This is a genomic window from Feifania hominis, assembly GCF_014384765.1.
Classification (GTDB): domain Bacteria; phylum Bacillota; class Clostridia; order Oscillospirales; family Feifaniaceae; genus Feifania; species Feifania hominis.
Genome location: NZ_JACRSP010000001.1, coordinates 495,146 through 514,140, shown reverse-complemented (window position 1 = coordinate 514,140; position 18,995 = coordinate 495,146). Strand labels below are relative to the sequence as shown.

At 56.6% G+C, this 18,995-nt stretch carries 18 protein-coding genes and 1 riboswitch; of the genes, 5 read left to right on the top strand and 13 right to left on the bottom strand.

The genetic code is table 11. The features are described 5' to 3' along the window. The first annotated feature begins 61 nt into the window (after positions 1-61). Positions 62-598 (top strand): HdeD family acid-resistance protein, encoded by a 537-nt coding sequence (locus tag H8695_RS02480; RefSeq protein ID WP_249299291.1) that lies wholly within the window; start codon positions 62-64, stop codon positions 596-598. A gap of 295 nt (positions 599-893) precedes the next feature. Here H8695_RS02480 and queA read toward each other — a convergent pair whose 3' ends face one another. Both queA and H8695_RS02470 read right to left on the bottom strand, forming a co-directional pair. Then, positions 894-1,916 (bottom strand): tRNA preQ1(34) S-adenosylmethionine ribosyltransferase-isomerase QueA, encoded by a 1,023-nt coding sequence (gene queA, locus H8695_RS02475; protein WP_249299290.1) that lies wholly within the window; start codon positions 1,914-1,916, stop codon positions 894-896. A gap of 78 nt (positions 1,917-1,994) precedes the next feature. Continuing rightward, entirely contained in the window at positions 1,995-3,650 is a 1,656-nt protein-coding gene (locus H8695_RS02470; RefSeq protein WP_249299289.1) for a SpoIID/LytB domain-containing protein, read from the bottom strand. 69 nt (positions 3,651-3,719) lie between these two features. Next, positions 3,720-3,904, top strand: a riboswitch (Lysine riboswitch). Positions 3,905-4,077: 173 nt separating this feature from the next. Between H8695_RS02470 and asd the strand changes: the two genes are divergently transcribed. The 4 genes from asd to H8695_RS02450 are packed head-to-tail and all read left to right on the top strand — an operon-like array spanning position 4,078 to position 7,338. Continuing rightward, positions 4,078-5,166, top strand: coding sequence for an aspartate-semialdehyde dehydrogenase (gene asd / locus H8695_RS02465; RefSeq protein ID WP_249299288.1), 1,089 nt, complete (start codon positions 4,078-4,080; stop codon positions 5,164-5,166). A 39-nt stretch (positions 5,167-5,205) separates the two neighbouring features. After that, positions 5,206-6,084, top strand: a complete 879-nt coding sequence (dapA, locus tag H8695_RS02460; protein ID WP_249299498.1) for a 4-hydroxy-tetrahydrodipicolinate synthase — start codon at positions 5,206-5,208, stop codon at positions 6,082-6,084. Between the two features lie 10 nt (positions 6,085-6,094). Continuing rightward, complete coding sequence (gene dapB, locus H8695_RS02455) at positions 6,095-6,853, top strand: 4-hydroxy-tetrahydrodipicolinate reductase (RefSeq protein WP_249299287.1); 759 nt, start codon at positions 6,095-6,097, stop codon at positions 6,851-6,853. A 2-nt stretch (positions 6,854-6,855) separates the two neighbouring features. Further along, positions 6,856-7,338 carry an ACT domain-containing protein gene (locus H8695_RS02450; RefSeq protein ID WP_249299286.1) on the top strand — a complete coding sequence of 161 codons (483 nt, stop codon included), beginning with the start codon at positions 6,856-6,858 and terminating at the stop codon, positions 7,336-7,338. A gap of 42 nt (positions 7,339-7,380) precedes the next feature. On the opposite strand, the gene H8695_RS02445 is transcribed toward H8695_RS02450, so the two are convergent. The 11 genes from H8695_RS02445 to H8695_RS02395 form a co-directional block, all read right to left on the bottom strand. Further along, positions 7,381-8,847 (bottom strand): M23/M56 family metallopeptidase, encoded by a 1,467-nt coding sequence (locus H8695_RS02445; RefSeq protein ID WP_249299285.1) that lies wholly within the window; start codon positions 8,845-8,847, stop codon positions 7,381-7,383. After that, a complete protein-coding gene (locus tag H8695_RS02440) occupies positions 8,844-9,215 on the bottom strand; it encodes a BlaI/MecI/CopY family transcriptional regulator (RefSeq protein WP_249299284.1) in 372 nt (123 codons plus the stop codon). Before H8695_RS02440 ends, H8695_RS02445 begins: the two co-directional genes overlap by 4 nt. Positions 9,216-9,353: 138 nt before the next feature. Next, positions 9,354-10,580, bottom strand: coding sequence for a tyrosine--tRNA ligase (gene tyrS / locus H8695_RS02435; protein ID WP_249299283.1), 1,227 nt, complete (start codon positions 10,578-10,580; stop codon positions 9,354-9,356). Positions 10,581-10,584: 4 nt separating this feature from the next. Next, complete coding sequence (recN, locus tag H8695_RS02430; RefSeq protein WP_249299282.1) at positions 10,585-12,282, bottom strand: DNA repair protein RecN; 1,698 nt, start codon at positions 12,280-12,282, stop codon at positions 10,585-10,587. Positions 12,283-12,306: 24 nt separating this feature from the next. Next, a complete protein-coding gene (gene argR, locus H8695_RS02425; RefSeq protein WP_249299281.1) occupies positions 12,307-12,759 on the bottom strand; it encodes an arginine repressor in 453 nt (150 codons plus the stop codon). Next, positions 12,756-13,616, bottom strand: coding sequence for an NAD(+)/NADH kinase (locus H8695_RS02420; RefSeq protein ID WP_249299280.1), 861 nt, complete (start codon positions 13,614-13,616; stop codon positions 12,756-12,758). Before H8695_RS02420 ends, argR begins: the two co-directional genes overlap by 4 nt. A 1-nt stretch (position 13,617) precedes the next feature. After that, positions 13,618-14,427 (bottom strand): TlyA family rRNA (cytidine-2'-O)-methyltransferase, encoded by an 810-nt coding sequence (locus H8695_RS02415; RefSeq protein ID WP_249299279.1) that lies wholly within the window; start codon positions 14,425-14,427, stop codon positions 13,618-13,620. Then, positions 14,405-16,285 (bottom strand): 1-deoxy-D-xylulose-5-phosphate synthase, encoded by a 1,881-nt coding sequence (gene dxs / locus H8695_RS02410; RefSeq protein WP_249299278.1) that lies wholly within the window; start codon positions 16,283-16,285, stop codon positions 14,405-14,407. The genes H8695_RS02415 and dxs overlap by 23 nt, the downstream gene beginning before the upstream one ends. Before the next feature lie 5 nt (positions 16,286-16,290). Beyond that, entirely contained in the window at positions 16,291-16,824 is a 534-nt protein-coding gene (locus H8695_RS02405) for a CNNM domain-containing protein (protein ID WP_249299277.1), read from the bottom strand. Positions 16,825-17,641: 817 nt separating this feature from the next. After that, positions 17,642-18,088 carry a divergent PAP2 family protein gene (locus H8695_RS02400; RefSeq protein ID WP_249299276.1) on the bottom strand — a complete coding sequence of 149 codons (447 nt, stop codon included), beginning with the start codon at positions 18,086-18,088 and terminating at the stop codon, positions 17,642-17,644. A gap of 12 nt (positions 18,089-18,100) precedes the next feature. Then, entirely contained in the window at positions 18,101-18,988 is an 888-nt protein-coding gene (locus H8695_RS02395) for a polyprenyl synthetase family protein (RefSeq protein WP_249299275.1), read from the bottom strand. Between the last annotated feature and the right edge of the window lie 7 nt (positions 18,989-18,995).

Below are 18,995 nucleotides of genomic sequence, written 5' to 3'. Positions count from 1 at the left end.
CGGCTGTATTACTATAATAGAGACAGGCCGGCAAGGACCGGCCGAAAAAGGAGGCGCGGTTATGAAATCTTTTTTTGATTCTTTGAAAAAAAGCTGCTATCTGCAGGGCGTCATCACAGTGCTGCTCGGACTCGTTTTGATCATCTTTCCCAGCGGTTCTGTAAAATTCGTCTGCATCGCGCTCGGTGTTGGGCTTGTTGTCAGCGGTGCCGTTGACATCATCGGCTATTTCTCCAACGCCGATCGAACCTTTTTTCAGAGTGCTCTGTTCACCGGCATTCTCTATCTGGGTCTTGGCATATGGATGCTGGTAAATCCCGGCTTTTTCCTCTCACTGTTTCAAATTGTGCTCGGTGTGTTCATCGTCATCCACGGTGCCGCCGACTGTCAGCAGGCCTTTTCCCTCAAACGTGTCGGATATGACAGTTGGCAGCCGGCGCTTGTCATCGGCGTCTTGACGATCGGCCTCGGCGCTTTCATCGTCTTAAATCCCTTTGGAGCCACAGTCGCCATGACCGTCTTTTTCGGCGTGGTACTGCTGTTTGATGGGGTGTCAGATCTCTGGATTGCATCCCGCATTTCCAAATTGAGTAAGTGAGATAAAAGTGGGCCGGGCCTTTGCCCGGCCCACTCTATTTCCCCCGAATCCACTTTTTTATCAGGGCTTTTACAACGCAGCAAAGCGCAAGAATTGCGGCCACGAATAGCAACGCCGCTGCTCCACACAAAAACGATTTCATACCTGCTTCCAGCATGGCACACCCACTTTCCATCGAGTTAGTTTAAACTAACTCGATGTTTTTTGAAAGCGGATGCCTCTCAGAGACAAAGGGCATCCGCTGCAATCAGTTCACTTAATACGATAGTACAAGCGCAAGAGTTTGTCAAGCCGGTCACTTGATGAGCATGGCGTCGCCAAAGCTGAAAAAGCGGTACCGGCGCCGAATGGCCTGCTCGTATGCGGCAAAGATGTTTTCCTTACCCGCAAGCGCCGAGACCAGCATGATCAGCGTGCTCTCCGGCAGATGGAAGTTTGTGATCAGTGCGTCGATCATTTTAAACCGGTATCCAGGATAGATAAAGATGTTCGTATCATCTGATTTTGCCTGTAGTATGCCGCTGTCGTCAGTGGCCGACTCCAGAGTTCTGCAGCTTGTGGTGCCAACTGCAATCACACGTCCGCCGGCGGCCTTTGCGGCGTTGACCGCAGCTGCCGTCTCTTCACTGACCGTATACCACTCCGAATGCATGGTGTGCTCCTCCACGGTCTGCTCTTTGACGGGGCGGAATGTTCCAAGGCCGACGTGGAGTGTCACATACTCGACCAACACACCCATACCGGCAATTTGCTCGAGCAGTTCCGGCGTAAAATGAAGCCCCGCAGTGGGGGCCGCCGCCGAGCCCAGGTGCTTTGCATACACCGTCTGATAGCGGCTGTTGTCCTTAAGGCTCTCGGTGATATAGGGCGGCAGCGGCATGCTGCCAATCTCGTCGAGCAGAGCAAAGAAATTTCCCTCATGGGAGAATTCTACAATGCGGATCCCCTCCTCGATGATTTCAAGAATCTCGCCGTGGAGCAGCCCTCCGCCGAAAGTAAAATGGTCGCCCGGCTTTGCCCGCCTGCCCGGTCTGACCAGCGTCTCCCATCGGTTTTCGGGCAGCTGTTTGAGCAGTACAAATTCCACCACTGCGCCGGTGTCCCGCACACCGTACAGGCGCGCAGGGAGCACTTTGGAATCGTTGAGCACCAACACATCGCCCGGGCGCAGATACTCCGGCAAATCGTGAAAAATGCGGTGCTCCAGGGCCCCGGTTGTACGGTCAAGCACCAGTAGGCGCGACTCGTCGCGCTGCTCAATCGGCGTCTGGGCAATCAATTCCGGCGGCAGATCATAGTTGAATTCCGAGAGCTTCATCTGTTTTTCCTCGCTGAAAAAAGGTTCGGCGCCGCACCGCAGCGCCGAACCTTATTATCTTCTTTTTCGCCAATCTTGTCAACCGAGCTTGGTGACCTCGGTGCCCGTGTAGTAGTAGGTCAGAATGTCACGGTAGCTGTAGCCCTGATCGGCCATGCCGCGCGCGCCGAGCTGGCTCATGCCGACATTGTGCCCATAGCCGGAGCCGTCAAAGACAAAGGCATAGCTGTCACGCCCCGGTGTCGCCACGCCGCCTGCCGACTGAATGTGAAAATTGCTCACCTGGCCGACAGTCTGCTGCACGCCGTCTGCACCGATCGCGTAGGTCTGCTGAATGGGTTTTTCATACTTCTCACCGGCGTTTATGTAGACATTGGCAAGCGAGGTGTAGACATGAAAGCGCGCGCTCTTGAGATATTTGCTCAACTTGATGCGCACGGTGTCGCAGCGCCGGATGGTCTCGACTTTGCCCGATTCATCGACAATCGTCAGCTCGTAGACATTTCCCGCAGGCTCCGTGTACTGTGACACATAGCAGTCGACAATTTTTGTAAAATTGTAGTTCTTGCCGTTTAGATACTCGGTCAACTCATCCGGCGTAGCCGTGCTCGTCCACAGGCCCCAGTTTCCGGTGGTCAAATTCTCAAAGTTGTCGGGTACGGGCGAATAGTATGGCAGCGCAGTTCCGCCCCAGACGTTGGCGTTCGACTCGGAGTAGCCGCCGTTGCTTGAGTAGAAGTAGGTGGCAATCGGCTTGCCATTGTAAGTGACAACCTCCCCTGCTGTCTCATCGGAGGCCTTTCGCACTTTCTCGGTCTCATACCCCGTACCGCCGTAGACCTGGCAGTCGGTCGTGCTGCACACGGAAAAGCCGTAGCTCTTGTGCTTGGTGTAATTCATCATCGCATAGGTGCGCGCGCAGACCGCCTGGGCCTTGAGCGCATCAAGCGGGTATGAGGTCGACATCTCATACGGAATGACGCCTTTGACATAGTCCTCCATCGATACAACGTTGATGAATGTGATGTCATCGCCGGAGTTGCGTTTGAACTCAAAGGCTCCGCGGTAGTACTTCGACCCGTTTTTGAGCTTCTCGTCTCCCCCCTCGGTGCGGATGGGCTGCGCCGCAAGGTAGATGCCGTCTGCCTCAAACTCGAATACGATATATTTGTCGTTCATATCTATTACAGTGATGGTGTTTTTGTTCGCCCCCGCGACGCCGAGCGCGTATCCCCCGTTGGCGGGCAGCGTGTCAATGGCAGCCTGGGCATTCGCCGAGGTCGAAAAATGATCGATGCGAACCCGGTAGACGCCGTTGACATAGGCGACGAACATGGGCAGATTTACCCCGGCGTTCCATAGGGTGTCCATACAGCTCTGAGCGGCAGCCGCATCTGCAAAGTCCTGCTGCACTTCGATGTGATAGGCGTTGATTTTTGTCCCCGAACCACTCTCTGAGACCGTGTTGCCGTCTATGACAAGGTTTTTGTCCTTGGCAAAGGTGACAAAGCGATTTTCGATGGAGTAGACCGGGTGGAAGCCGAAGGCGTCGTCAAAATAACCGAGCTCATAGCCGAAATCCGTCAGAGCGTTTGCCGCAACCACCGCCTTGGAGCCGTATGCGAGCCCGACACGGATGTGCGTCATCTCGCTGAATTCGACCGCTGCGGCGGCTGGGGCGAGAAGCCCCGCCAATATCACTAAGATTAATAAGAAGATTGCTGCTTTTTTCATAAACTCCTCCGACGAATCCCGAGTTGACAAGGTTTTGGGTGGATGGTAAGATAAGAACACAAATAAATGAATAGAGATAGAGGTCGCAGTTTTAAAGAGTATCTCTTCGGGCTTACGGTTCCGCACCGCAGTATGCCGGAGAGCGAAAGGTGAAATTGCCGAAGGAGGATTTGGTTGCGGAACATCTCCCCCTGGTTAAACGGCTAAGAACCCTTTAACTGTCATCCTTTTTGTGATGGAGAGCTATCTGTTGTGTAATAGACGACTGAAATCTACATGATATGTCATTATATTACACTTACAGCCGGTTTTTCAACCGGTTTTTTTGTTATCTGGGGTCCTACGCCGACCGAGGACGGCAAAAGAACACGGTTTGTCACCTGTTTTCTATTTTTATTCGATCAATTATTGTCTGGAGGGCTTTCAAATGAAAAAGTACAACGTCGGTATTGTCGGCGCGACCGGCATGGTCGGCCAGCGCTTTGCGACACTGCTCGCAGAGCACCCATGGTTCCAGGTGACCGCGCTGGCAGCGAGCGCGCGTTCGGCCGGGAAAACCTATGAGCAGGCGGTCGGCGACCGCTGGGCCATGACTGCCCCCCTGCCCGAATCCCTGCGGGATATGCCGGTCTATGACGCGAGCGCAGACATCGAGAAGATCGTGCAACTCGTTGACTTCGTGTTCTGCGCCGTCGATATGAAAAAGGACGAGATTCGAGCGCTCGAGGAACTCTATGCCAAGCACGAGTGTCCGGTGATGTCCAACAACTCCGCCCATCGCGGCACGCCGGATGTTCCGATGATCATTCCGGAGATCAATGCCGACCACGCCCGTGTCATCGCGTATCAGAAAAAGCGCCTGGGCACCGAGCGCGGCTTTATTGCCGTCAAGTCGAACTGCTCGCTACAGAGCTATGTGCCCGCGCTGCATCCGCTGATGGCGGATTTTGGAGTGACCAAAGTTCTCGCCTGCACCTATCAGGCGATTTCCGGCGCCGGCAAGACCTTTGAGCGCTGGCCCGAAATGGTCGACAACGTCATTCCCTACATCGGCGGCGAAGAGGAAAAATCCGAGCAGGAGCCGCTGAAGATCTGGGGCAGCATCGTCGACGGTCAGATTGTGCCCGCCTCCTCTCCCGCAATTACCGCCCAGTGCCTGCGTGTCGCCGCCAGTGACGGCCATATGGCCGCCGTCTTTATGACGCTTGACAAAAAGGCGACCCGCGAGGAGATTCTGGACCGCTGGAAAAACTATCGCGGCCGTCCGCAGGAGCTCGCGCTCCCGTCAGCGCCGAAGCAGTTTTTGCACTATTTCGAGGAGAATGACCGCCCGCAAACCCGGCTCGACCGCAATCTTGAGGGTGGCATGGCCGTGTCGGTTGGCCGGCTGCGCCCCGATACACAATATGATTACAAATTTGTCTGTCTCTCACACAATACGCTGCGCGGCGCTGCCGGCGGCGCGGTGCTGATGGCCGAGCTCCTCTGTGCTGAGGGCTATCTCACCCATAAGTAAAAACCGCTGTCAAACTGGAGGAATACCATGAAAAAGCTCATTTTTGAAGGTTCTGCCGTCGCGATTGTCACCCCGTTTCATGAGGATGGATCGGTAAACTACGAGAAGCTCGCTGAGCTCATCGAGTTTCAGATCAGCTCGGGCACCGACGCGATTGTCATCTGCGGCACAACCGGCGAGTCTGCCACAATGACCGTCGAAGAGGATATGAAGAGCATTGAATTCACCGTGCGGCAGGTCGCCGGCCGGGTTCCGGTCATTGCGGGCGCCGGCAGCAACAACACCCAGACCGCCATTGAAACCTCCCGTCACGCTGAGTCGGTCGGCGCAGATGCACTGCTGCTTGTCACCCCCTACTACAACAAGACCACCCAGAGGGGTCTTGTGCGCCACTATACTGCGATTGCCGAGAGCGTCACAATTCCGATTATTCTCTACAATGTGCCAAGCCGCACGGGCTTGAATATCACACCCGAGACCTGTGAGCAGCTCGCAAAAATTCCGAATATTGTGGCCATCAAGGAGGCGAGCGGCAACCTCTCTCAGGTGGCTCAGATTGCAGCCCGCTGCGGTGATGAGCTCGCGATCTACTCCGGCAACGACGACCAGATTCTGCCGGTTCTCTCCCTCGGCGGCAAAGGCGTCATTTCGGTGCTTGCGAACATTCTGCCCCGCGAAACCCATGAGATCTGCGAGCTCTTCTTTGACGGAAAAGTCGCTGAAAGCACAAAAATGCAGCTTGACTACCTCGATTTGATCAATACGCTGTTCATTGAGGTCAATCCCATCCCTGTCAAAGAGGCGATGAACCTGATGGGGATGGGCGCCGGTCCCCTGCGCCTGCCGCTGTGTGAAATGAGCGAAGCAAACCATGCCGTGCTCAAGGCCTGCCTCGAGCGTCACGGCCTGCTCAAGTGAGGGCGCTGCCATGACGCATATCATTCTCAGCGGCGCAAACGGCGCCATGGGTCGCACCATTGCGCGACTCGCCGGCGAGACGCACGGTGTGAAAATTGTGGCGGGGCTCGACAAAAACACACAGGGAGCTGCCGATTTTCCCATCTACGCCTCCCCCGAGCAGCTGCCCGAGATCAAGGGTGTGCTCGTCGACTTTTCCCACCCCTCCGCCTTTGACGGCATTTTGCGCTACGCACTTGACACCGAAACGCCGCTTGTCATGTGTACCACCGGACTCGCACCCGAACAGCTCGATGCAATCAGGGCCGCAGCGAAACGGATTGCCGTCTTTCACAGCGCCAACATGTCCATCGGCATCAATCTGCTCGCGGACCTCGCCCGCAGAGCAGCTGCGCTCCTGCAGGATCAGTTTGACATTGAGATCATCGAGCGGCACCACAACAAAAAGATCGACGCACCCAGCGGCACAGCGCTCATGCTTGCCGATGCCATGCGCGAAGCGCTCAGTGAACAGCCGCGCTATGTCTATGACCGCCATGCCGTAAGGGAGCGGCGGCAAAAAAACGACATCGGCTTCTCCTCGGTGCGCGGCGGCACCATTGTCGGCGAGCACGAAATTCTCTTCGCCGGCACGGATGAGCTCATTGAGCTGCGCCACACCGCCACCTCCAAGGAGGTCTTTGCAGTGGGAGCTCTGAGGGCTGCTGTGTATCTGGAGAATAAGGGCCCGGGCCTTTACAACATGTCCAATCTGATTCAGGAGGTGTAACCGTGAACCAAGTCGTCACCGAAATTCTCTTGACCGAGGGTGTGACCCATGTGACCCTCAACCACTTCCCCTCCTCGCTGAAGGAGATTGCCGCTCTGCTGCAGGCCATTGCCGACGCCGGCGTCAACATTGATATGATCTCCCAGACGGCGCCGCTCGGCGGCGCGATTAACATCTCCTTTTCACTCCCCGACGAGCAGCTCGGCGCCGTTCTCGGCGTGGCGGGCTCCTACAAAAGCGATCACCCCGAGCTCTCGAGCGACATCTCATCTGGAAACCTCAAGATCGTCTTTCGCGGGGAGCAGATGCGCCATACGCCAGGCGCTGCGGCGGGTGTGTTTGAAAAGCTCGATGCGCTGGGTATCGACGCCATCATGATTACCACGGCAGAGACGGAAATCTCCGTTCTCTGCGACGCCCACAGCACCCATTCGGTGGAGGACGAACTCACTCAGACATTCGGCACCGCTCCCGTGAGATCATAACCACGACAAAAAGACTGCCGCCTTTTGGCGGCAGTCTTTTTTCTACTTCAAGCAGCTGAGCTTTTCGATGACGGAATCAGGCATCAGAGAAACAGGGTCGCAGGCGATGTCATCTTCATAGACGGCAAAGCCGAGACAGGGGCCGGTGGCGCTGCCTGAGCTGCCGATTGTGGCAATGGCATCTCCCGCCTTGACGGTATCGCCCTTTTTGACATCGATTTTGGCGCAGTGGGAGTATACGGTGCGCAGTCCGTTGATGTGGTCGATCACGATGCAGTTGCCGTTCGTTCCATCAAAGTCCGCAAAGCTGACTATACCGTCGGCAGCGGCCAAAACGGGAGCATGTCTGGCATTTTCTCCGCTGATGGTGATGTGGTCCATCTCACTGCCGTCCGGCCTTGAGAGCCCAAAGCTCGCTGTGACCAGATAGCAGTCCTCCGCAGGCCAGCAGAGCAGAGTTTTCCCACCTGTCAAAGGTGGGGAATCCCCGCTGCTGACCGGTTCAATCGGGGCGATCGGTACGGAGCCGTCTGCGGGCTCCTCCGACTGCTGGGGCATCAGGGCAAAAGCGGTCGTCATGGCGGCGGCCAAAAGTACCGCGAGAACCACCGCCAGAAGCGATGTCTTTTTGTATTTCATAATGGCAGTTATCCTTTCTTCAATGGGGTATTTCCCAAAGTGGCTGTAAAGTGTTGTGCGGCGATTTCTGCGTTCCTGCAGGGTCAGCAGCGTCAGCGCATAGGCCTGTCTTTGCTGCTCCCCTGCTGCGCGCAGCACCTGCTCGTCACAGGAGAGCTCCAAATCCCTGTTTGCGACAAGGGCCATCACCCAGACAAGCGGATTGCACCAGTGCAGGCAGAGCGCCGCGGTGAGAATGAGCTTATAGAGCGCGTCATATCGCCTGATGTGCACCCATTCATGGGTGAGCACAAAGTCGAGCTGCCGCTCGTCGGTCCAGTCTGTCTGCTTTGGCAGCAGAATGACGGGATGAAAAATGCCGTAGGTCAGCGGCGTTGCAATTTTGTCCGAGACACGCACTTCAATCTTTCTTGTGACGGCATGGCGGGAAATCCAGCAGTTGACCGCAGCACAGTCGGCGGGCAGAGAGGTCCGAAGTTCCGCTCTGCAGCGGCAATAGGTCACAGCGAAATAGAGGGTCGCCGCTGCGCAGCCGAAAAGCCAGAAGAGCATGCCTGCCGGTATTGCGGCTGTCGTACCATGTACCGCTGGGAGAACACTTTGAAGATTCTCCGGCAGCTTCGCTAGAAGCTCGCGCGTCAAGGTGTCGGAGCCGTGCGCCGACCCGGTGACAGGTGACGACAATATCGGATAAACCGGCAGTGAAACTCGAATGGCGGCCGGAATGAGCAGCCGCAGCGCCGCAAGAGCCCACAGGACACGAAAAAGTCCCGCGCCAAGGCGGCCTTTCAGCGCGGCACGCAAAAGCAGAATCACGGCAATCATCACGCCGCCGAGAACGGTTGTCTGAACAAAGCTCAGAAGCATCATACTGCGCCTCCGCTCGCCCGCTCCACCTCGTCTCGCAGGCGCTGCACCACATCCTGTGGTACACCCCGACGACTCAGCAGCGCCGCGAAGAGGCCCTCGGCCGAGCCGTCGAACAGCTTATCGATCAGCTCGTCCACCTCCTGCTGCTGCGCCTGCTGCCTGGTGATCAGCGCGTGGCAGAGAAAATCGGGCTCCCGGCGCTCTATAGCGCCCTTTTCCACACACTTCTTTATGACAGTATAGGTTGTGTTCTTATTCCAGCCCACACTCTCACCCAGCTTGAGCGAGAGCTGTTTGGCCGTGGTATCACCCTCTCTCCAGAGTATCTCCATGACTTTCAGCTCGGAGTCAAACAGTTTGATTCCCATATGGTTCTCTCCTTTTGGACTATTGCAATAGTTTATCATCATACTATCGCAATCGTCTGAGAATGTCAAGACTATTTTGATAGTCTATAAAAAATAACCGGCACAGCGATTTTTGCTGTGCCGGTCTCTCTTTTATCTTTATGCCAAAACGACTTTGGTAACCGACTTTTTGCCCTTTTTGACAATGATGAATCCGCCGTGGAAGTCTCCCTCGGTAAACAGCTGCGCCGCGTCGTCCACTTTCTTGTCGTTCACCGTGATGCCCCCCTGTGTGACAAGACGGCGTGCCTCGGACTTCGAGGGGGCAATTTTACTCTTGACGAGCAAATCGAGAATGCCAATACCCTCCCCGAGCTCAGATTTCGCAATTTCAGCGGTCGGCATATTCTCGTCGTGCGCCGAGCCGGAAAACACGTTTTTCGCCGCATTCAGGGCCTTTTTGGCCTCCTCCTCGCCGTGGATCTGTTTGGTCACCTCGTAGGCGAGCACTTCCTTGGCATGGTTGAGCTGCTGCCCCTCAAGATGGGCGTACTCCCTCTCGATTTCCTCGACCGGCAAAAACGTCAGCATCTTGAGAAAACGAACCACTTCACCGTCGTCGACATTTCTCCAGTACTGGAAGAAGTCGTAGGGCGAAAACTTGTCCGCATCGAGCCAGACGGCGCCTTTCTGAGTCTTGCCCATCTTCTTGCCGTCGGAGGTAGTCAGCAGGTTGAACGTCATGCCATAGGCCTCGCCGCCCTCGATGCGGCGGATCAGTTCAACGCCGCCTATGATGTTTGACCACTGGTCGTTTCCGCCGAGTTGCAGTCTGCAGCCATACTTGCGGTAGAGCGTCAAAAAGTCGTAGCTCTGCATGGGCATGTAGTTGAACTCCAAAAACGACAGACCCTTTTCAAACCGGCTCTTGAAGCACTCGTAGGTCAGCATCTTGTTGACCGAGAAGTGCACGCCGATCTCACGCAGAAAATCGATGTAGTTGAGTTTTAAAAGCCAGTCGCCGTTGTTGACCATCAGCGCTTTGCCCTCCGAGAAGTCCACAAGGCGCGACATCTGCTTTTTGAAGCACTCGCAGTTGTGCTCGATGGTCTCTACCGTCATCATCTGGCGCATGTCCGCCCGCCCGGTCGGATCGCCGATCATGCCGGTGCCGCCGCCGATGAGCGCGATCGGGCGATGCCCCGCGCGCTGCATGTGGCTCATGACGAGCAGCTGCAGATAGTGGCCGATGTGCAGACTGTCGGCAGTCGGGTCAAAGCCGACGTAAAAGGTCACATGCTCCTTTTCGAGAAGCTGTTCAATCTCCTGTTCATGTGTCGCCTGGGCGATGAGCCCGCGGCTTTTGAGTTCCTGAAAAACTCCCATCTTTCTATTCCTCCAATGATTTTTCAATCGTGTTGAGCATCTCCTGTGCATTTCGCAGCGCAAGCTCAGTGATGGTCGCGCCGCTGATCAGCCGCGCAAGTTCCCGCACACGCCCGTCCCTGTCGAGGTGCCTTACGTCTGTGTGGGTGCTCGTCTGATCGGATGTCTTCTCTATCAGGTACTGATGGTCGGCAAGGGCTGCGATCTGCGAGAGATGCGTCACGCAGATCACCTGCTTGTCCGCTGCGATTGCCCGCAGCTTTCGGCCGATTTTTTCTGCCGCACGGCCGCTCACACCCGTGTCAATCTCGTCGAAGATGAGCGTCGATGTATCGTCGCCCTTGGCGAGAATGCTCTTGAGCGCAAGCATGGTGCGTGACAGTTCGCCGCCCGAGGCAATTTTGGCGAGCGGACGCGCCTGCTGACCCAAGTTACTGGAAATCAAAAATTCAATTTTATCACACCCCAGCGGGGCGTAGTCGATGGCCTCGCCGGAGTATCGCATATCCTGCTGCACGACAAAGGTGACATTGGGCATATCGAGATAACTAAGCTCCTGCGCGATGGCGCTCTCAAGGCCTTTCGCCGCGGCGCGGCGGCTTTCGCAGAGCTCCTGTGCGAGGCGAATCATCTCACCGCGCGCAGACTCATATTGCGCCTTGAGCTTCGTGAGCTTCTCCTCGGAAAACGTGATCTCATCGAGTTCAGCCGAGATGGTATCGGCGTACTGCAAAATCTCCTCCACGCTGTCGCCGTATTTCTTTTTGAGTCTGTAGATCTGATCGAGCCGAAGCTCAATCCGGTCGAGTTCGCCGGGGTCGCACTCCGCGCCCGCCAGAAAGTCGGCGAGCTCGCCCGCAACATCCTGCGCCAGCACCGAGAGCTCGGTTGTCCTCTCGCTGAGCTCCGAAAGCTTCGGCGCATATCCGGCAATGGATGCGAGCGCCTTTGACGCCTGTCCGAGAAGCTGCTGAGCGGTCGTCTCCTCATCGCCCGCGAGCAGCTGGTAGGCGGCCCCCGCTCCCTCCATGATCCTCTGGGAATTTGCGAGCAAACTCTGCTTTTCGGCGAGCTCCTGTTCCTCACCCGGTTTCAAGTCTGCAGCTGCGATCTCGTCGAGCTGGTAGCGCAGAAGCTCAATGCGGCGGTTTTTCTCCTGGTCGTCCATGGTGAGCTTCGCGATCTCCCGCTCAAGTGAAACTGCACGGCGATAGGCTTCGCCGTACTGCGCCAGCAGCGCGGCATTGCCCGCGTAGCGATCGAGAAAGTGGATGTGCTGCTCAGGCTGCAGCAGCGCCTGGTTGTCGTGCTGGCCGTGGATGTTGACCAGATAGCCGCCCACCTCACGCAGCACTGCCACCGACGCGGGTCTGCCGCCAATGCGGCAGGTGTTCTTCCCGTCCGCAGTCATTTCCCGGGAAAGGAGGACTTTTCCCTCCTCGTCGGGAGCGTATCCGGCTTCGCTGAGTGTGTGAAGAGCCGCGACCGGCAGGTGTTCAAATTCGGCCATCACAAGAGCGGATCTTGCTCCCGAGCGAATCAGCTCGCGTGAAGAGCGCTCGCCGAGCACCATGTTGATCGCGTCGATCAATATGGATTTGCCGGCGCCGGTCTCACCGGTCAGCACGGAAAAACCGTCCTCAAAGTCGATGGTGACGGTTTCGATGATCGCAATATTCTCAATGTAAAGCTTTGTCAGCATTACACGTCCCTCATCTCATGGCTTTCAGCGGATGATTTTCGTAAGTTCCGCCGCAAATTTCACAGAGGCCTCCTCGCTTCGCATGACGAACATAATGGTATCGTCGCCCGCAATGGAGCCGACAACCGACGGCCAGTGCAGCGAATCGAGGATCGCCGCCGCGGCATTTCCCATACCGGTGTGGCATTTGACGACCACGATGTTGCCCGAATAGTCGACGCTGAGCACCGCCTCGAGAAGAATGGTGCGGTACTTCGGCGGCGTCTCCGGCTTGTTCTCGGATACGCCTGCGACATAGCGATAGGCGCCGTCCTCCCCCTGCACTTTCAAAAGACGAAGTTCCTTGATGTCGCGCGAGACCGTGGCCTGCGTCACGTTATAGCCGGCCTGCTTGAGACGCTCGGCAAGTGCCTCCTGGGTCTCAACGGACTCGTTTTGAATGATATCAAGAATCTTGGAATGGCGCTTCATCTTCATCGCTGTACACCTCTGTCCGCTAGTTTCCTATAAAGTGTATCATAAAAAGACGATTTTTTCACCCTGATTATTTTTGTTTTCTGCTCCGATTTTTGTATGCACACCCGGTCGCCCTGCCGGACAGCAAAGCCCTCGCTGCCGTCGACCGTCAGCAGAGCGTCCTTGCCGTGCAGCCGGGGCAGCACCACTTCGACCTTTGCCGTGTCGGGAAAGACGATCGCCCGTGAGTAGAGCGAGTGCGGACAGATGGGGATGACCGACAGACAGTTCATCACCGGATCGACGATCGGCCCGCCGGCCGCCATGGAATAGGCGGTGGAACCGGTCGGCGTGCTGATGATGATACCGTCGGCCCGATAGGCGTTCATGATGGTGCCGTCGGCGTAGAGGTCGATATCGAGAATGCGCGAGATCATACCGTTGTGAACCACCGCATCGTTGAGACCCAGCTTTTCATAGACGCGCTCGCCGCCGCGAAGCACCGATGCCGAGAGCATCATGCGCTCCTCTACCCGGTAGTCTCCCGCAAAGAGCTTTGCGATCTGGTCGAGCTCAGACGGCTCGAGCTCTGTCATATAACCGACACGCCCCATATTGATGCCGAGGATGGCCACATCGTGCTCGGCTGCAGCGCGCGCGATGCGCAGAAATGTCCCATCGCCGCCGATGGCGATTGCCGCGTCGGCCTCGCGGTAGAGTGTCTCACGCGGGCAGAAGCGAACGTCCCGTGAGACTCGACCGCGGAAATACTCCTCCATCAGGACCTCTGCGTCATAGGGCTGCAAAAAGGCGAGCAGTTTTTCTGTAAAGTTTAAATCCTTGTCACGGTCGATGTTCGGAATGACGGCGAGTTTCATCTCATTCAGCTCCCGTTTTAAAATGTTCGTGCGAGCGCCGCACGAGAGCCGGCAAATCAAGCTGCGGCTCCTCAAGCGGGGCGTTGCTCAAATAGAGCAGATATTCGATGTTTCCCTCCGGCCCACGGACCGGCGAAAAGTCCACACCCAAAACGGAAAATCCCATTTCCCGCGCAAAGTCACACACACGGCACACCACTTCCAAATGGACCGCCTCATCGCGTACCACACCCTTTTTTCCGACCTTGTCACGGCCGGCTTCAAACTGGGGCTTGATCAGGCAGACACCTCTGGCATCGTCCCGGAGCAGCGCCTTTGCCGCCGGCAGCACCAGCTTCAGCGAGATGAACGATACGTCGACGCTGAAGAAGTCGAGTGGCTGCGGTACCTGTTCGGCCGTCACATAGCGGATGTTTGTGCGCTCCAGATTGACCACACGCGGATCGGTCCGCAGCGCCCAAGCCAGCTGCCCGTATCCCACGTCAACAGCGTAGACCCTGGCGGCTCCGTTTTGCAGCATACAGTCGGTAAAGCCTCCGGTGGACGCACCGATGTCCATACAGATCTTTCCGTCCAGCTGAATGTCAAAAACGCTCATCGCCTTTTCCAGCTTCAGCCCGCCCCGGCTGACATAGCGCAGCGGCTGCCGGACCTCGATGGATACGGCCTCATCAAATTTGGTGCCGGCCTTTGTCTCTTTCTGCCCGTTTACATAGACGTCGCCCGCCATAATCACCGCCTGGGCGCGTTCGCGGCTCTTCTCGAGGCCACGCTCTACCAGCAGGCAGTCAAGTCTCTTCTTCTCGCTCACCGGCGTCCTCCTCCGCTATGGCGCGCACCACGTCCTGCGCGCTGATTCCATAAACTCTCAAAAGCTGCTGCGGCTTTCCCTGCTCGACGTAGGTGTCATTCAGGGCCAGAATGGTGTACCTGCCCGCAAAGCGGCGGCTGAGAAGTTCCGCCGCCAGCTGCTGCGCAATGCCGCCGATGCGCTCCGATTCCTCCAGAAATACCACTTTGCGGCAGTGCGCAAGCGCACAGAAGAGCGCGTCAAAATCAATGGGCTTGATTTTCAGCAGTGAGATAACTTTTGTGTGAATTCCACTCTTTTCGAGCTCTTCGCACGCGTCGAGCGCCTGCGCGGTCATACGCCCGTAAGTCACGACAGCCGCCGACGCGTCTTCGCGGCCGTATACGGCATAGTCACCGATCTCATAGCAGTCGGCAAAACGCCCCTCCATCCCGCCGCGCGGGATACGGATTGCTGTCGGGCCCTCACACCGCCCCATTTCACCGAGCAGCGCCTTGAGCTGCGTATAGGTGTAGGGAGAATAGACCGTCATATTGGGAATCGACGTGAGATAGGACACGTCGAAAATCCCCTGGTGGGTCTCCCCGTCCTCCCCGACGATGCCCGCGCGGTCCACCAGAAAGGTCACGGGTAGATTTTGCAGAGCCACATCGTGGACGATCTCGTCGTAGGCGCGCTGCAAGAAAGAGGAATAGACCGCAAAACAGGGCCGCATGCCTGCCTTGGCAAGCCCCGCCGCAAAGGTGACGGCATGCCCCTCCGCAATGCCCACATCGAAGAAACGCTGCGGCATCGCCGCGGCGAAGCGGCACAGAGAGACGCCCTCGGTCATGGCGGCCGTGATCGCGCAGATGCGTTCATCCTGCTGCGCCAGAGCATAGAGGCTGTCGCCAAAGACCTTTGAAAAGCTGTCCGTCAAGTTGGACGGATGTTCGCCGGTGTCCATATCAAAAGAGGCAATGCCGTGAAAGGCCGTCGGATCGTTTTCCGCGTAGACATACCCCTTGCCTTTGACGGTTTTGAGGTGAATCAGCGCGGGCTTACCGATGGTCATGGCGCGCCCGAGCACCTTTGACACCGCCTTGATGTCATGGCCGTCGATCGGACCGAAGTAGGTGATGCCGAGATCCTCAAAGAAGTTGCTGCCGACCAGGAGTGTCTTGAAAACACTCTTGGTGTCATGGATGACGCGGTAGAGCCCCCGGCCGATCAGCGGGATGTGCAGCACCACTTTTTTTGTCGCGTCTTTGATGCGAAAATAGGCGGGCTTGCTCGTCAGCTTTGCCAGATACTCCGCGAGCGACCCGACGTTTTTTGATATGGAGAGCTCATTGTCGTTGAGTACGATGATCAGATTGTCAAGCTCTTCCGTGATGTTGTTGAGTCCCTCGTAGGCAAGCCCTCCCGTCATGGCGCCGTCACCGATTACGGCGACGACATGGCCGGCCTCCCCCCTGAGCTTTTTTGCCGTGGCGAGCCCCACTGCCGCAGAGATGGAAGTGCTGCTGTGTCCGGTGCCAAAGGCGTCACAGTCGCTCTCATGGGGTTTTGGGAAGCCCGAGAGCCCCTGAAACTGGCGAAGCGTATCAAAGCGATCTCTTCGCCCGGTGAGAATTTTGTGGGTATAGGCCTGATGGCCCACATCAAAAACGACCTGATCCTGCGGGAAATTCAGCACATTGTGAAGCGCGATGGTCAGCTCGACCACACCGAGGTTTGAAGCGAGATGCCCCCCGGTCTTTGAGATGTGCTCAATGAGAAACGAGCGGATGTCGGCCGCGAGCATATCGAGTTCGGACAGACTCGCCGCTTTGATCTTATCCGCATTGTCAATCCTCTCAAGTGTGGGATGATTCAACGATCTTACCTCGATACTCTGAATATTTTTTTAAACAGCGAAATCACCCGCGCGACCGCGTAGATGATGGTGTTGGCATTGTTGATGGCGATGGTCTTGCCCACAGCCTTGCCGCCGACGGTCACCGCCGCGACGAGGGAGGTCAGAACCGTGCCGACCACGATGCTGTTGAGACCGGGATTGGACGCGATGAGAAAGGAGATGATGATCGCGCCGGTCGAACCGCTGATGATGCCGGAGATGTCCCCGATGACATCATTGCAGACGTTTGCAACTTTCTCGGCATTGCGAATCAGCGATACCGCCTCACGGGCCGCGTCGACTTTGCGCGCCGACATCGAGTGAAAGGGCCTCTCGTCCGCCGTCTGCACGGCGGTGCCGATCAAATCAAAAAAAATACCGATAAATATAAAAACAAGCAGGACAACAAACGAACTGACCACACTCAATAACGGCAGAACCGAATCGGAGATCAGATAGAACACCACCGAAAGGGTAAACGTGAGTGTAATCGTTGTGATGACCCACTTGATATTCATTTTCTTTTTCATTTGACCGGGTGTTTTGATCCGGTTGCTCTTGCTGGTAGATTCCTGTTTCTTCTGACTGTCGTCAGGCATATTCCTCACCCAAAATACAAATTCAGCTCACTGTAAGAAATAAAAAAAGTCGGTGGCGGCATGACAGGTAAATCTTGCGGCTTAAGGTCGAGTAGGATTTCCCTGCGTGAAATACCCCCTGTCGCCATGAGGGCGGTTCCCCTTTACATTCACGCCGGTATCGTCGCCGGTACCGGTACTCGATGACCACTGAGTCCGCACTGCAATCCCTGCAATGTCTCTCTCGAACAGTCTAGGAGTTTTCCTCTACAGTCACATCAGACCTTATCCTCTTTTGCAGACTTGGTTTCAAAGGGCAATAGCGGCCGGCACACGGCCATGCGCCGACGGCCTGATCCCCTATTCGCCAAACCCACTCAAGGCAGGCTACTCTGTCCACAACACCAAAGCATCGCAAAACAGGTTTCACCCTGGCCCGTAGACTGTCCCTTTTGGAAAAGTTCCCCGGGCAGCCCACGCAACCAGGTCTCACTGGTGAACGGGTCCGCATCCATATGCCATTACAGAGGGCCCGGCCACCTACCTTCCAGCACCCACCCTAAACTGGGCGTAAAAAGCAGGCACAAGAAGTTTCATCGAAGTGCCCTTTAGCGGATTTTTAGGCCCGCCCTGGAGTCTGATAGCACTGACTAGAATACTGCGCCACCGTTTTTGTCAAACAGCGTGCGCCGCGGCAAAACACCGCGACAGAAATTATTGTACCATATCCTGCGCCAATATTCAAATCGCGGTTTGTTCAGTAGAAAAAAGCCATGATGATGGCGAGCAGAAAGCCGCCGAAGACCTCAAACGGCGTGTGGCCGAGTAGCTCTTTGAGATTTTTGTCAATGGGCTTTTTCTTGGACTGTTCCCAGTTCTCCATGATGATATTGAGAACCCTTGCGTGTTCCCCCGCCTGACGGCGCACGCCGACCGCGTCCGAGATGATAACCATCAGAATGACAAACATGATGGCGAACGCCACGGAGTGTATTCCCTCAACACGGTAGACGGCGATGGTCGCGCTTGCGACAAAGGCCGTGTGGGAGCTCGGCATGCCGCCGGAGCCGAGCAGGCGGCTGAGCTTCAGTTCTTTCGTTACGAGTAGATAGGTAAAAACCTTTAAAATCTGTGCAATGGCCCAGGTGATGACCGCACAGTTCAAAATGTAGTTGCCTGTCAGTTCCTTGACAATATTGCTCACAATCGCCCTCCATTATCTTTGGCGTACCAACAGACGATCCGCAAACTCACAGAGAAAAGAGGCGTCGTCAAAAGGGGCGAGCGCCTGTTTTGCCTCGTCGGTCAGCTCTCTCGCGCGCTCCATTGCCCCCTGCTCCCCGAGCAGCGTGACAAACGTCGTCTTCCCGCTTCTGGCGTCGCTTCCGGTCTGCTTGCCGAGCTGCTGGGCGCTGCCGCTGCAGTCGAGCACGTCATCGACAATTTGAAACACGAGCCCGATTTTCTGTGCGTACTCGGTTGCCGCCTCGAGCAGCTCGTCGCTTGCGCCGGCGCAGATCACGCCGATTCGTGCCGCGGCGCAGATCAGAGCGCCGGTCTTGAGCCTGTGGGTCTCAAGTACCTGATCGAGCGACAGAGCTCTGTTTTCCCGTTCCATGTCAAGCACCTGACCGCCGATCATGCCATAGACCCCGGCCGCGCCGAAGAGCTCGCATACGGCGCGCAGCCGCAGCGCGGGGTCGAGATAGTCCGGCCCATCTGCGCCGAGTGCCGTCTCAGCGGCGTAGTTTAGCAGGGCGTCGCCCGCAAGCGTCGCCATGGCCTCTCCGAAAACACGGTGGCTGGTGGGCCGCCCGCGGCGCAGATCGTCGTTGTCCATGCAGGGCAGATCATCGTGAATCAGCGAGTAGGTGTGAATCATTTCAAGTGCCGCCGCCAGCGGCAGCACAAGCCGCTCCTCCCCGCCTGACACCCTGCAAAATTCCAGCATCAGCACGGGACGAACCCGCTTGCCGCCGGCGAGAAGCGAATACTCCATCGCCTCGACAATACGCTGCTGTGCAAGGCGCTCCTTGGGCAGATAGGCGCGAAGCGCATGTTCGGTTAGATCCAGATGTGCCTGCATTCTCCGATCAAAATTCATAGACTTC

Bases quoted from the DNA above. Each gene is read 5' to 3' on its own strand.
- H8695_RS02480 (WP_249299291.1), top strand. From the start codon at position 62: ATGAAATCTTTTTTTGATTCTTTGAAAAAAAGCTGCTATCTGCAGGGC.
- queA (WP_249299290.1), bottom strand. From the start codon at position 1,916: ATGAAGCTCTCGGAATTCAACTATGATCTGCCGCCGGAATTGATTGCC.
- H8695_RS02470 (WP_249299289.1), bottom strand. From the start codon at position 3,650: ATGAAAAAAGCAGCAATCTTCTTATTAATCTTAGTGATATTGGCGGGG.
- asd (WP_249299288.1), top strand. From the start codon at position 4,078: ATGAAAAAGTACAACGTCGGTATTGTCGGCGCGACCGGCATGGTCGGC.
- dapB (WP_249299287.1), top strand. From the start codon at position 6,095: ATGACGCATATCATTCTCAGCGGCGCAAACGGCGCCATGGGTCGCACC.
- H8695_RS02445 (WP_249299285.1), bottom strand. From the start codon at position 8,847: ATGATGCTTCTGAGCTTTGTTCAGACAACCGTTCTCGGCGGCGTGATG.
- H8695_RS02440 (WP_249299284.1), bottom strand. From the start codon at position 9,215: ATGGGAATCAAACTGTTTGACTCCGAGCTGAAAGTCATGGAGATACTC.
- tyrS (WP_249299283.1), bottom strand. From the start codon at position 10,580: ATGGGAGTTTTTCAGGAACTCAAAAGCCGCGGGCTCATCGCCCAGGCG.
- recN (WP_249299282.1), bottom strand. From the start codon at position 12,282: ATGCTGACAAAGCTTTACATTGAGAATATTGCGATCATCGAAACCGTC.
- argR (WP_249299281.1), bottom strand. From the start codon at position 12,759: ATGAAGATGAAGCGCCATTCCAAGATTCTTGATATCATTCAAAACGAG.
- H8695_RS02420 (WP_249299280.1), bottom strand. From the start codon at position 13,616: ATGAAACTCGCCGTCATTCCGAACATCGACCGTGACAAGGATTTAAAC.
- H8695_RS02405 (WP_249299277.1), bottom strand. From the start codon at position 16,824: ATGAATATCAAGTGGGTCATCACAACGATTACACTCACGTTTACCCTT.
- H8695_RS02395 (WP_249299275.1), bottom strand. From the start codon at position 18,988: ATGAATTTTGATCGGAGAATGCAGGCACATCTGGATCTAACCGAACAT.